This window comes from Pseudoroseicyclus tamaricis (assembly GCF_012070395.1).
Lineage (GTDB): Bacteria > Pseudomonadota > Alphaproteobacteria > Rhodobacterales > Rhodobacteraceae > Pseudoroseicyclus_A > Pseudoroseicyclus_A tamaricis.
Genome location: NZ_JAAFYS010000002.1, coordinates 200263 through 212756, shown reverse-complemented (window position 1 = coordinate 212756; position 12494 = coordinate 200263). Strand labels below are relative to the sequence as shown.

The 12494-nt window shown below is 70.1% G+C and carries 15 protein-coding genes; 8 read left to right on the top strand and 7 right to left on the bottom strand.

Going from position 1 to position 12494, the window contains the following annotated elements; translation table 11 throughout:
* Positions 1 to 69: 69 nt before the first annotated feature.
* From GY170_RS07345 to GY170_RS07315, 7 genes are read left to right on the top strand one after another with little or no spacing between them, the layout of a single operon-like run.
* A complete protein-coding gene (locus tag GY170_RS07345; protein WP_163891590.1) occupies positions 70 to 846 on the top strand; it encodes an ABC transporter ATP-binding protein in 777 nt (258 codons plus the stop codon).
* Positions 843 to 1502: a hypothetical protein gene (locus tag GY170_RS07340; RefSeq protein WP_163891589.1), complete on the top strand. Its 660-nt coding sequence runs from the start codon at positions 843 to 845 to the stop codon at positions 1500 to 1502. The genes GY170_RS07345 and GY170_RS07340 overlap by 4 nt, the downstream gene beginning before the upstream one ends.
* The gene (locus GY170_RS07335) at positions 1499 to 2323 is read left to right on the top strand and encodes an ABC transporter ATP-binding protein (RefSeq protein WP_163891587.1); all 825 of its coding nucleotides are present in this window, start codon (positions 1499 to 1501) and stop codon (positions 2321 to 2323) included. The genes GY170_RS07340 and GY170_RS07335 overlap by 4 nt, the downstream gene beginning before the upstream one ends.
* Entirely contained in the window at positions 2323 to 2703 is a 381-nt protein-coding gene (locus tag GY170_RS07330; protein WP_163891584.1) for a hypothetical protein, read from the top strand. The genes GY170_RS07335 and GY170_RS07330 overlap by 1 nt, the downstream gene beginning before the upstream one ends.
* Positions 2700 to 3077 (top strand): hypothetical protein, encoded by a 378-nt coding sequence (locus tag GY170_RS07325; RefSeq protein WP_163891582.1) that lies wholly within the window; start codon positions 2700 to 2702, stop codon positions 3075 to 3077. Before GY170_RS07330 ends, GY170_RS07325 begins: the two co-directional genes overlap by 4 nt.
* A gap of 34 nt (positions 3078 to 3111) precedes the next feature.
* On the top strand, positions 3112 to 4122 hold the full coding sequence (locus GY170_RS07320; protein ID WP_163891580.1) for a branched-chain amino acid ABC transporter permease: 1011 nt from the start codon (positions 3112 to 3114) through the stop codon (positions 4120 to 4122).
* A complete protein-coding gene (locus GY170_RS07315) occupies positions 4119 to 5414 on the top strand; it encodes a branched-chain amino acid ABC transporter permease (protein WP_163891578.1) in 1296 nt (431 codons plus the stop codon). The genes GY170_RS07320 and GY170_RS07315 overlap by 4 nt, the downstream gene beginning before the upstream one ends.
* A gap of 178 nt (positions 5415 to 5592) precedes the next feature.
* Here GY170_RS07315 and GY170_RS07310 read toward each other — a convergent pair whose 3' ends face one another.
* A complete protein-coding gene (locus tag GY170_RS07310) occupies positions 5593 to 6471 on the bottom strand; it encodes an NAD(P)-dependent oxidoreductase (protein WP_163891576.1) in 879 nt (292 codons plus the stop codon).
* A 101-nt stretch (positions 6472 to 6572) separates the two neighbouring features.
* Here GY170_RS07310 and GY170_RS07305 point away from each other — a divergent pair, with 101 nt between their 5' ends.
* Complete coding sequence (locus tag GY170_RS07305) at positions 6573 to 9041, top strand: penicillin acylase family protein (protein WP_163891573.1); 2469 nt, start codon at positions 6573 to 6575, stop codon at positions 9039 to 9041.
* A 169-nt stretch (positions 9042 to 9210) separates the two neighbouring features.
* On the opposite strand, the gene GY170_RS07300 is transcribed toward GY170_RS07305, so the two are convergent.
* The 6 genes from GY170_RS07300 to GY170_RS07275 are packed head-to-tail and all read right to left on the bottom strand — an operon-like array spanning position 9211 to position 12359.
* A complete protein-coding gene (locus GY170_RS07300) occupies positions 9211 to 9759 on the bottom strand; it encodes a DsbE family thiol:disulfide interchange protein (protein WP_163891571.1) in 549 nt (182 codons plus the stop codon).
* Positions 9752 to 9901 (bottom strand): heme exporter protein CcmD, encoded by a 150-nt coding sequence (gene ccmD / locus GY170_RS07295; RefSeq protein WP_163891568.1) that lies wholly within the window; start codon positions 9899 to 9901, stop codon positions 9752 to 9754. Before ccmD ends, GY170_RS07300 begins: the two co-directional genes overlap by 8 nt.
* A complete protein-coding gene (ccmC, locus tag GY170_RS07290) occupies positions 9898 to 10653 on the bottom strand; it encodes a heme ABC transporter permease CcmC (protein ID WP_163891567.1) in 756 nt (251 codons plus the stop codon). The genes ccmD and ccmC overlap by 4 nt, the downstream gene beginning before the upstream one ends.
* A 43-nt stretch (positions 10654 to 10696) precedes the next feature.
* Positions 10697 to 11353 (bottom strand): heme exporter protein CcmB, encoded by a 657-nt coding sequence (gene ccmB, locus GY170_RS07285; protein WP_163891558.1) that lies wholly within the window; start codon positions 11351 to 11353, stop codon positions 10697 to 10699.
* Positions 11350 to 11964: a heme ABC exporter ATP-binding protein CcmA gene (gene ccmA / locus GY170_RS07280; protein ID WP_163893750.1), complete on the bottom strand. Its 615-nt coding sequence runs from the start codon at positions 11962 to 11964 to the stop codon at positions 11350 to 11352. Before ccmA ends, ccmB begins: the two co-directional genes overlap by 4 nt.
* Positions 11965 to 12005: 41 nt before the next feature.
* Positions 12006 to 12359: an Mth938-like domain-containing protein gene (locus tag GY170_RS07275; protein WP_163891556.1), complete on the bottom strand. Its 354-nt coding sequence runs from the start codon at positions 12357 to 12359 to the stop codon at positions 12006 to 12008.
* Between the last annotated feature and the right edge of the window lie 135 nt (positions 12360 to 12494).

Here is a 12494-nt window from a genome sequence, read left to right as displayed (position 1 = left end):
CGGGCCCGCCGCCGCGCGGGCCCGGCCACCAACAACAAGCCCGAACGGGCAAGCCTGAGGGGACGGGCGTTGATCAGGGTCGACAACCTGCACAAGCATTTTGGCGGCTTCCATGCCGTCGACGGCGCCTCGCTGGAGATCGCCGAAGGCTCCATCACGGGCCTCATCGGGCCGAACGGCGCCGGCAAGACCACGCTGTTCAACGTCATCGCCGGGCGCCTGCCGCCGACCTCCGGCGCCGTCTTCATGGATGGCGAGGAGATCACCGGCCTGCCGCCGCATGACCTCTTCCACAAGGGGCTCCTGCGCACCTTCCAGATCGCCCACGAGTTCTCCTCGATGTCGGTGCTGGAAAACCTGATGATGGTCCCCGGCTCGCAGACGGGTGAGAGCATCTGGAGCGCCTGGGTCCACCGCGGACGCATCCGCGCCGAAGAGAAGGCTCTGGCGGAAAAAGCGAGGGAAGTCCTCGACTTCCTGACCATCTCTCACCTGACGGACGAAAAGGCCGGCAACCTCTCCGGCGGCCAGAAGAAGCTGCTGGAGCTCGGCCGCACCATGATGGTCGACGCCAAGATCGTCTTCCTCGACGAGGTCGGCGCCGGCGTGAACCGCACGCTCCTCGGCACCATCGGCGACGCCATCCAGCGGCTGAACGCCGAGCGCGGCTACACCTTCTGCATCATCGAGCACGACATGGATTTCATCTCGCGCCTCTGCGATCCGGTCATCGTCATGGCCGAGGGCAAGGTGCTGGCCACCGGCACCTCCAGCGAGATCCTCGAGAACGAGGCGGTCATCGAGGCCTACCTGGGCCGCGGGCTGAAGAACAAGGGGGCCGCATGAGGCTGCTCATCGCCGCGGCGAGCCTCTGCCTTGCCCTGCCCGCCGCCGCGCAGGACGCCCCCGAAGTCATCGGCACCGCCGTGATCGAGGGGCAGGACGTCGAGCTCCTTTCCGACGGCTCCTGGCGCCCGCTGGTGGAGGAGGCACCGGCCGCGCGCGCCGCCGCTCCCGAGATCACCGAGGGCCCCTGCGCCCCCGTCACCGAGACGCTCGCCTTCTGCGGCGCGCCCGAGAGCCTGACGGCGATGGACCCGGCCGGCACCGCCTTCACCGGCGTCTGGCGGCCCACCGGCGGCAGCGACATCACCTTCGGCCTGATGGCGGAGACGGCCGGCCTCAGCCGCGGCGTGACGCTGGAGGACTTCGTGCGCCTCGTCGTGGAGACGGCAGAGACGGGCGCCGGTATCGACGAGGAGATCCTCGGCTTCCGCCGGGCGCTGGAGGGCGAGACGCTCGGCCACCCCTCGACCACCCTCGCCTACCGCATGCCGCAGGGCCCCGGCGGCACGCTGGGCTTCGTCAACACGCTGGTGATGACGGAAGACGAGGCCATCCAGCTCCTCGCCTGGCAGCCCGGCCCGGAGCCGACGGACGGCCTACTTGACGCGCAGCAGGCCTTCGCGGCCCTGTTCCGCCCGGCGGAGGATGCCCGATGAGCGATTATGGCAGCCGCGGTAACAAGGACCGCTCGATCACAAAGTCCAGCGACCGGCTCACCGCGCCGCCCCAGCGCTCGGAGCCGCGGGGCACGCCCCGAGACGCCTCGGCGCCCTTCCTGATCGGTGAGGCGATGACCGGCGGTTACGGTCGCGGGGCGGATATCCTCCATTCCTGCACCATCGCCGCCGAGGCGGGCCAGATCGCGGTGATCGTCGGCCCCAACGGCGCCGGCAAGTCGACGGCGATGAAGGCCATCTTCGGGATGCTCAAGCTCCGCGAGGGCGCCGTGAAGATCGACGGCGACGACATCACCGGCCTCTCCCCGCAGGACCGGGTCGCCAAGGGCATGGCCTTCGTGCCGCAGACGCAGAACGTCTTCACCTCCATGTCGGTGGAGGAGAACCTCGAGATGGGCGCGTTCCTGCGCCGTGACGACATCAAGGGGACGATGGCGCAGGTCTATGACCTCTTCCCGATCCTCAAGGACAAGCGCCGACAGGCCGCGGGCGAGCTCTCCGGCGGCCAGCGCCAGCAGGTCGCCGTCGGCCGCGCGCTGATGACCCAGCCCAAGGTGCTGATGCTCGACGAGCCGACAGCCGGCGTCTCGCCCATCGTGATGGACGAGCTCTTCGACCGCATCATCGAGATCGCCCGCACCGGCATTACCATCCTGATGGTGGAGCAGAACGCCCGGCAAGCCCTTGAGATCGCTCACAAGGGCTACGTGCTCGTCCAGGGCGCCAACGCCTACGAGGGCACCGGCGAGGAGCTTCTGGCCAACGAAGAGGTGCGCCGCACCTTCCTGGGAGGACGATGATGCGCATCCTGATCCCGCTCGTGCCCGCCCTCCTCGCCGCCGGCGTCGCCGCCGCCGCCGACCAGCGCACCTGCCTCTTCGAGCAGGCGTACTTCCAGGATGGCGGCGTGGAGCCGGCGGAGTGGCAGGTGATCATCGCCGCCTCCGACAAGACCGCGCGCATCCGCGTCGTCGGCAGCGGCGAATGGGATGGCACCCGCAGCACGACGGGCGGCGCCGACATCCTCGTCTTCCACACCACGCCGGCGACGGAGACGATGACGATCGGCGCGGGTGGCGAGGCTCTCTGGCAGATCGATTACGACGATGACGCCCCGGCCACCAAGGCGCCTCTCGTCATCGCCTTCGCCGGCATGTGTGAGCCATGGAGGCCCCAGTGAAACCCGTCCCCCTCTTCGCCCTGCTCCTCCTCGCGGCCCCGGCCCATGCCGAGGGCGCGCGGCAGGTCTTCGACTGCACGATCACCCAGCGCTGCGGTGACACGGGCGCCTGCGCCCCGGGCAGCGATGATGTGACCTTCACGCTCCTCCCCGAGGAGACGGAGGCCGATGGCGGCGGGATGTACCGCATCGAATGGGCCGGCGAGATTGCCGAGATGTGGGCGGACAGCAGCTTCGGGCCGTTCCTCTGGGCCGATGGCGACGACCGCCATACGCTGTTGATCTCCAGTGAAACCAGTCTTCTATGGCACATTCTCGATACGGCGCGCGCCGATGCCTCGGTTGCCTTCATGACCTGCGCGGTGACGCAGTGATCGCCCGTCGTCCTCTCAGCAGAAAGGTCGCCCCTTGGACCCGTTGAACGCGATCGTCGCGCTCTCCAACTTCGTGCTGATCCCGGCGCTCGCCTACGGGGCGCAGCTCGCCCTCGGCGCGCTCGGGGTGACGCTGATCTACGGCATCCTGCGCTTCTCCAACTTCGCGCATGGCGACACGATGGCCTTCGGGACGATGATCACCATCCTCTCCACCTGGGGCCTGCAGGGCATGGGCGTCTCCTTCGGCGTGCTGCCCACCGCCCTGCTCGCCCTGCCCTTCGGCATCCTCGGCACGGCGCTGTTCCTGCTTTTGACAGACCGCACGATCTACGCCTTCTACCGCAAGCAACGCGCGGCGCCGGTGATCCTCGTCATCGTCTCCATGGGGGTGATGTTCGTGATGAACGGCATCGTCCGCTTCGTCATCGGCGTGGATGACATCGGCTTCGCCGACGGCGAGCGCTTCATCATCAATGCCCGCGACTTCCGCGACATGACGGGGCTGGAGGAAGGCCTCGCGGTCCGCACCACGACGGTGATCACGCTGGTCACCGCCGCCATCGCGGTCGCCCTGCTCTTCTGGTTCCTCAACCGCACCCGCACCGGCAAGTCGATGCGCGCCTATTCCGACAACGAGGATCTGGCGCTCCTCTCCGGCATCAACCCCGAGCGGGTCGTCGCCATCACCTGGATCATCGTCGCCGCGCTCGCCACCACGGCGGGCGTGCTCTACGGGCTCGACAAGAGCTTCAAGGCCTTCACCTACTTCCAGCTCCTCCTGCCGATCTTCGCCTCTGCCATCGTCGGCGGCCTCGGTAGCCCCATCGGCGCCATCGCGGGCGGCTTCGTCATCGCCTTCTCGGAGGTGATGATCACCTATGCCTGGAAGAAGGTGCTGGGCTACATGGCGCCCGAGGCGCTGGAGCCGGACGGCCTCGTCCAACTCATGTCGACGGATTACAAGTTCGCCGTCTCCTTCGCGATCCTGATCATCGTCCTTCTCTTCCGCCCCACGGGCCTCTTTAGGGGGCAGTCGGTATGACGCGCGGCCTGATCCTTTACGCGCTGATGGCGCTGCTCCTCCTCGTCACCGGCCTGACGCAGGGGTGGAGCGTGACGTTCACCATCCTCAACTACGGGCTCGTCTCGGCGATCATGGCGCTGGGGGTGAACCTGCAATGGGGCTTCGCGGGGCTCTTCAACATTGGCGTCATGGGCTTCGTGGCGCTCGGCGGGCTGGCCGCCGTGCTCACCTCCGTGCCGCCCGTGGCCGAGGCGTGGAGCGCCGGGGGCGCCCGCCTGATCGGGGCGCTGGCGCTGGGGGCGGCGATCATCGCCGGGCCCATCGCGCTCTGGCGGCGGCTGCCGAAGGGCAAGTCGTCCGGCCTGATCCTGCTAGCCTACCTGCTCGCCGGCTTCTTCCTCTACCGCTGGGTCTTCGACGGCGCCGTGGAGCGGGTGGAGGCGGTGAACCCCGCCTCGACCGGCTATCTCGGCGGGCTCGGCCTGCCGATCATCTTCGCCTGGCCGCTCGGCGGCGTCCTCGCCGCCGGTGCCGCCTGGGCCATCGGCAAGACGGCCCTCGGCCTGCGCTCCGACTATCTCGCCATTGCCACGCTCGGCATCGCCGAGATCATCATCGCCGTCCTGAAGAACGAGGACTGGCTGGCCCGCGGCGTCAAGAACGTCGCCGGCCTGCCCCGCCCCGTGCCCTACGAGGTGGATCTGCAGCAGGATCCGGTCTTCCTCGAGCGCGCCGCGAGCTGGGGGATCGATGCCATCACCGCCTCCTCGCTCACCGTGAAGCTCGCCTATGCCGGGCTCTTCGTTGTGGTGCTGGCGGTGCTGCTCATCCTCGCCCAGCTCGCCCTCGCCTCGCCCTGGGGGCGCATGATGCGCGCCATCCGCGACAACGAGGTCGCGGCGGAGGCGATGGGCAAGGATGTCACCCGCCGCCATCTGCAGGTCTTCATCCTGGGCAGCGCCGTCATCGGCATCGCCGGCGCGATGATGACGACGCTGGACGGCCAGCTGACCCCCGGCACCTACCAGCCGCTGCGCTACACCTTCCTCGTCTGGGTGATGGTGATCGTCGGCGGCTCGGGCAACAATTTCGGGTCCGTCCTCGGCGGCCTGCTGATCTGGTGGCTCTGGGTGATGGTCGAGCCGATGGGCCTGTGGCTGATGGATGTCATCACCTCGGGCATGTCGGAGGGCTCGTGGCTGCGCGGCCACCTGCAGGACGCCGCCGCCCACATGCGCCTGCTGACGATGGGCGTCGTCCTCCTCCTCGTCCTGCGCTTCAGCCCGCGGGGCCTCCTCCCCGAGCGCTAAGGCCTCCCGTCTTTGGTCCCGAAAAATCCTCGGGGGGGGCCGCGACCGGCGGCGGGGGGCAGACAGCCCCCCTCCCAGCCCAGACGTCCCGCGCTGCCGTCACCGCGGAGGACCGATTTCCATATGGAAATCGTGCAAGGAAACCATATGGTTTCCGCCTCCCCGCCCGGGCGCCCGGTCAGTCGCCGTCGATCCTCCTCAGCCGCTTGAAGAGCGAGGAGGTGTCCCACCGCCCGCCGCCCATCTTCTGCACGTCCTTGTAGAACTGGTCGACGAGCGCCGTGACCGGGAGCGAGGCGCCCGTCTCATCGGCGGTCTTCAGGCAGATGGCGAGGTCCTTGCGCATCCAGTCCACCGCGAAGCCATGCTCGAAGGCGTCGTCCAGCATGGTCTCGTAGCGGTTCTCCATCTGCCAGGAGCCGGCGGCGCCCTGCGAGATGACCTCGACCACCGCGCGCCCGTCGAGCCCCGCCTTCTCGGCGAAATGCAGCGCCTCGCTCAGCCCCTGCACGAGCCCGGCGATGGCGATCTGGTTGGCGGCCTTGGTCACCTGACCGGCGCCGACCTCGCCGATGCGCCGGCAGATCTTGGCATAGGCGGCGATCACCGGCTCGGCGGCGGCGTAATCGGCTTCTGCCCCGCCGCACATGACGGAGAGCTGCCCCTTCTCCGCCCCCGCCTGCCCGCCGGAGACGGGGGCGTCGACGTAGCCGAGACCCGCCTCGCCAGCGTGCGCCGCCAGCTCGCGGGTCACACCCGGCGAGACGGTGGTGTGATCGACGAACACCGCCCCCTTGCCCATGCCGGCAAAGGCGCCGGTCTCGCCAAGGCAGACGGCCCGCAGGTCATCGTCATTGCCGACGCAGGCCATGACGAACTCCGCCCCCGCCGCCGCCTCCTGTGGGGTGGCGGCGCTGCGTCCGCCATGGGCATCGAGCCAGGCTTCCGCCTTGGCGGGCGTGCGGTTGTAGACGGTCACCTCGTGCCCCGCCGCCACCAGATGCCCGGCCATGGGAAAGCCCATCACGCCCAATCCCAGAAACGCCAGTTTGGCCATCTCCACATTCCTTCTGCCCGAGAGATTTGGTAGCTGACCCTAGAAGCCGGGGCCGGCGCGTCAATCCGCCCCCCGGTGGCAGGAGCGCAAGGGGACATAGCATGGGCACCGCATTTCGCTGGCTCTTCCGCATCGCGGTCGGGCTCGTTGTTCTGTCGCTCGGCGCCGTCGCCCTCGTCTACTACTTCGCCTCCCGCTCGCTGCCCGATTACTCGGGCACCTTCGAGGTCGCCGGGATCAGCGCCCCGGTGGAGATCGTGCGCGACAATGCCGACGTGCCGCATATCTTCGGCGCCACGGATGACGACGTCTACTACGCGCTCGGCTTCGCCCATGCGCAGGATCGCTTCTGGCAGATGCTCACGCTGCGCCGCACCGCGCAGGGGCGGCTGAGCGAGCTTTTCGGGGCGCGCACCCTCTCCACCGACGTGCTGCTGCGCCGGCTGGATATCTACGGCGCCGCCACCGCCTCCGTCGCCGTGCAGGACGAATACGCCCTCTCGGCGCTGGAAGCCTATGCCGCCGGCGTCAACGCGTGGATCACCGAGGTGAATGCCGGCGCGCGCGGGCGCGGGGCGCCGGAGATGTGGCTCTTCAACCACGCCATCGCCCCCTGGCAGCCGGCGGATTCGCTGGCCATCGCCAAGATCATGGCCCTGCAGCTGACCACCAACTTCCAGGACGAGGTGCTGCGCGCCCGCCTCTCGCTCGCCCTGCCGTCCGAGCGGGTGGAGGACCTGATGCCCGCCACCCCCGGCGCCGGCCTCGCCGCCTTGCCGGAATATGCCGCCCTTGTTCCGAACGCGCCCGCGACCAGCTTCGCCGAGGCGGATCACCCCGAATACGGGCCGCTCTCGCCCATCAACCCGCCGTCGCTCGGCGGCGCCTCCAACGCCTGGGCGGCGTCGGTCAGCCGCTCGGCCACCGGCTCGACGCTGCTGGCCAACGACCCGCACCTGGGGCTGACGGCGCCCTCCATCTGGTACCTCGCCCAGCTGGAGCTGCAGTCGGGCGGTGTCATCGGGGCGACGGTCCCGGGGATGCCGAACATCCTCACCGGCCGCTCGGCGGACCTCGGCTGGGGGATCACCACCACCTATGTCGACGACGTCGACCTCTACCAGGAGGAGGTGAACCCCGCCAACGCCGACCAGTACCGCGGCCCCGACGGCTGGGAGGAGTTCGTCCAGCGCGAGACGATCATCAACGTCGCGGGCGCCGCGCCCGTGACCATCAACCTGCAATGGTCCGCCAACGGGCCGGTGCTGCCGCCCGAGCAGTTCGGCCTGCCCTACATCCGCCCGCCGGGCCATGTCACCACCGCCAACTGGACGGGCCTGAGCCGGGAGGACACCTCCGTCGCCGCCGGGCTCGACCTCATGCGCGCCCATTCGGTCGAGGAGGGCCAGCGCGCCCTCTCCCGCTTCGTCGCCCCGCCCACGACCGTGACGCTGGCGGATCGCAACAACATCGCCCTGCAGGTCGCCGGCGTCCTGCCCCGGCGCGATGCGGATCACCAGAGCCGCGGGCGCCTGCCCACCCTCGGCTACATAGAGGAGAACCGCTGGCAGGGCACCTTCCCCTATGGGGAGAACCCCTCCTTCAACGATCCCGCCGGCGGCATCCTCGGCAACACCAACAACAAGATCACCGACCGCCCCTTCCCCGAGCACCTCGCCTTCCACTGGGGCGACACGCAGCGCGTGCAGCGCTGGGAGTTCCTGATGCAGGAGCGCGAGGTCCATACCCGCGACAGCTTCATCGAGGCGCAGCTCGACACGATCAGCCAGGCGGCACGGAACCTCCTGCCGCTGATCGGGGCGGACCTGTGGTTCACCGGCGAGGCGGCGCCGGACGGCACGCCGGAGCGGCAGCGGCAGGAGGCGCTGGCGCTGCTGGCGGAGTGGAACGGTGAGATGAACGAGCATCTGCCCGAGCCGCTGATCTACGCCGCCTGGCTCCGGGCGCTTCAGAACCGTCTGATCGAGGACGAGCTCGGCCCCTTCGCCGCCGAGTTCCCGCATGTGGAGCCGCTCTTCATCGAGCGGGTCTTCCGCGACATCGGCGGCGCCGCCGTCTGGTGCGACGTCCAGCAATCGGCGCCGGTGGAAAGCTGCACCGACCTCTCCCGCATGGCGCTGGACGATGCGCTGGTCTGGATCGGCGAACATTACGGGCAGGACCTGCAGTCCCTGCGCTGGGGCGACGCGCACGTGGCGCGGCACGACCACCAGGTGATGGGCAACGTGCCGATCCTGTCGTGGTTCGTGAACATCCGCCAGTCGACCTCGGGCGGCGACTTCACCCTCAACCGGGGCCTGACGCCGGGCACGGGCGAGCACCCCTTCGCCAATGTCCATGCCGCCGCCTACCGGGGCGTCTACGATTTCGCCGACCCCGATTCCTCGGTCTTCGTCATCTCCACCGGCCAGTCCGGCCACCCCCTCAGCCGCCATTACGACGATCTGGGCGACCTCTGGCGCCGGGGCGAGTACATCCCGATGTCGCTGGACGCCGGCCTCGCCCGCGCCGCGGCGACGGGGATCATCCGGCTCGAACCGGCGGACTGAGCGGGGACGAATTCCGCGCGGAATTCGTGCACGGAAATCGCGCGATTTCCGTTGCCCGGCGGCAGCCCGAGCACCGGGTGATCAACCTGGCCCACCAGCCCCGCAGGGCGCCGATTTCCATATGGAAATCGAAGACGGAAACCATATGGTTTCCGCCCCCGGCCGCAGCCTATCGCGTGAGGTCCTCGCCCATCGCCTCGGCCAACGCGGGCAGGAACTGCTGCTCGTACTGGCTGCCCACCAGCGGGCCGACATAGCGGTAAAGGACCGTGCCGTCGCCATCGACGATGAAGGTCTCCGGCGGCGCGGTCACGCCCCAGTCCACCGCCGTGCGCCCCTGCGGGTCGAAGGCGGAGCCGAGGAAGGGGTCGCCCTCATCCTCGAGATATCCTAGCGCCGCCCCCTCCTCGTCGCGGAAGTTGACGCCGGCGACGCGGTAGCCCTCGGCCGCCAGCTCCTTCAGCACCGGGTGCTCGGCGCGGCAGGGCGGGCACCAGGAGGCCCAGAAGTTGACCAGCGTCACCTCGCCGGAGCGCAGCATCTCGTCCGTCAGCGGCGCCTTGCCTGGCAGGCTCGCCTCCGGCAGCGGCGGCGCCGGCTGGCCGATGAACTGCGAGGGCAGATCGTCGGAGCCGCGGAACATGCCGCCGAGGAACAGCCCCGCCACGGCGGCGAAGATGACCGGCGGCAGCACGACCAGAGGCGAGACCCTAGCCATGCCGCGACTCCGCGCGCTTGAGCTGCTTCCTCGCCCGCCGCGCCTGCAGGGCCGACAGCCAGACCAGCCCGCCGATCAGCGCCAGTGAGACGATATAGGCGGAGATGACCTCGCCCGCGTAGTCGCCCAGCAGCCCGGTCATGCCGGCTCTCCCGTCGTCGCGGCCGCCCGCGCCTCGGCTCGCCGGTCGAGCGCCGCGGCCCGGCGGAGGGCGATCTCCGAGCGGGTGCGCAGCAGCACGAGGCCGAGGAAGAGCAGCACGAAGCCGGCGATGGAGACGAGGAGCGGGTAGTAGAAGACATCCGCCACATGCTCCTCGGCATCGAGGCTGAGCGAGGCGCCCTGGTGGAGCCCCTGGTTCCAGAAGAGCACCGCGTAGCGAGACAGCACCGCAAAGACGGAGCCGACGATGCAGAGCACGCTTGTCAGGTCCGCCGCCGTGTCGGCATCGTCCACTGCCGCCCAGAGCGCCATGTAGCCGAGGTAAAAGAGGAAGAGGATGAGGAAGGAGGTCAGCCGCGGGTCCCACGCCCAGTAGGTGCCCCACATCGGCTTGCCCCAGATCGCCCCGGTGGCGATGGCGATCAGCACCATCACCATGCCCACCGGCGCCGCCGCCTTGGCGGCCAGCGCGCTGACGTGGTGGCGGCGGACCAGCCAGATCAGCGAGGCGACCAGCATCATGAACCAGGCATTGATCGCCATCAGCGCGCTCGGCACGTGCAGGTAGATGATCTTGACGGTCGCCCCCTGCCGGTAATCCTCCGGCGTGAAGAAGACGCCCCAGATCAGCGAGGCGACGAGGCAGATCGCGGCCAGACCCAGCACCCAAGGGATGAGCGGCGTCACCGTCTCGGTGAACTTCTTCGGGTTGGCATATTCCCAGAGCGACATGTCCGTTTCCTTATCCGCTGGCCGGCGCCCCGTCCATCCGACCTCACCGGAGGTTGACGCGCAGAGCCGCGGCTGCGGCGAAGGGAAGCAGGGCGAGGCAGCCGAGCGTAAGGGCGGCGAGCATGGGGAGCGCGGCGCCGATAGGCAGGCCGGCGGCGCCGCGGCGGGCCATCTCCGCCCCGAAGATCAGCGTCGGCACATAGAGCGGCAGCACGATGAGGGAGAGCAGCAGCCCGCCCCGGCGGATGCCGATAGTCAGCGCCGCTCCGAAGGTGCCGATGAGCGACAGCGCCGGCGTGCCGATCGCCAGCGAGGCGAGGAGCCACGGCCAGGCGCCGGGCGGCAGCGCGAGGAGCGGCCCGAGGAGCGGTGCCGCCAGCGTCAGCGGCAGGCCCGTCGTCAGCCAGTGCGCGGCGGCCTTGGCGGCGACGAGCCCCTCCAACGGCAGGGGCGCGGTGGCGAGGAGCGGCAGCGCGCCGTCCTCATGGTCGAGCGCGAAGAGCCGGTCGAGCGTCAGCAGCGCGGCGAGGAGCGCCGCGACCCAGAGCATCCCCGGCGCGATGGAGGAGAGCAGCGCCCGGTCGGGGCCGAGGCCGAAGGGCACCAGCACCACGACGATGAGGAAGAACGCCAGCCCCAGCCCGAAACCGCCGCCGGCGCGCACCGCGAGGCGCAGGTCACGAAGGAGCAGCGCCCTCACAGGAAGGCCTCGTCACCGCCGGCCGGGGCGGCCTCGGCGGAGGCGCGGAAGGCGGAGAGGTCCAGCGCCGGCGCCTCGAGGCCGAGGTCGATATGCGTCGCGATCACCGCCATGCCCCCGCCGCCGAGATGCGCCTCCGCCAGCCAGTGGCCGAAGCGGGCGACGGAGGCGGCGTCGAGCGAGACGGTCGGCTCATCGAGCAGCAGCAGCCGCCGGCCGATCGCCGCCATCCGGGCAAGGCCGAGGCGCCGCCGCTGCCCGGAGGAGAGCGTGCCGGCCGGACGCTCGGCGAGGCCGGCCAGATCGAAGGTGGTGAGGACGGCGCTGTCCAGCTCCCGCCCGTAGAGCTCCGCCCAGAAGGCGAGGTTCTCGGTGACGGTGAGCGCCGCCTTCACCCCGTCGGCATGGGAAGCATAGGCCGCCTCCTCCGCCCCGGTGATCTCTCCCGCCTCCGGCGGCTGCAGGCCGGCGAGCGTGCGCAGGAGCGTCGTCTTGCCGATGCCGTTCGGCCCGCGAAGGATGAGGGCGTGGCCGGGGGCGAGATCGAAGCTCACCCCCTCCACCAGCCGCCGCCCGCCCCGGGCGACGCAGAGGCCGGCGACGCGCAGCACGGGGCCCGTCATGGGGCGCGGCGCAGAACCCGTCACGCGGCTCAGACCGCCAGCAGCGCCGCGCCGACGCGCCGGCCTTCGCTGAGCAGGATGTTGTAGGTGCGCGCCGCGGCGGGGGAGGCCATGGGCTCGGCGGCGATCCCGGCCGCCTCCATTCGCGTCCGGAAGGTCTGCGGCAGGTAGGCCATCGTCTCTCCGGTGCCGACGAAGAGCACGTCGAGGATGTCGGCGGCGGCAAGGATCGGCTCCATCGCCTCCAGCCCCTCCCACGGCCCGGCGCCGGAGGGCAGGATCAGCGCGTGCCCCTCGATCACGTTCCCCCCGACCCGCCAGAAGCCGGGCCCGTAGCCGTCGATCGGCAAGGCGTTGTCATAGCGGATCTCGTTGAGGCGCATGCGCATCCCTCCCCACGGCTCTTGGCCTATTGCGGCGGGCCGCCGAGAGCAAGGGGCGGGTCGGCAGCGGACGGGCCTCCGCCCCACCGCGCCGGCGCGCACCGCCCGCAGGCGCAGGGCGGGCGCCTGCTCGTG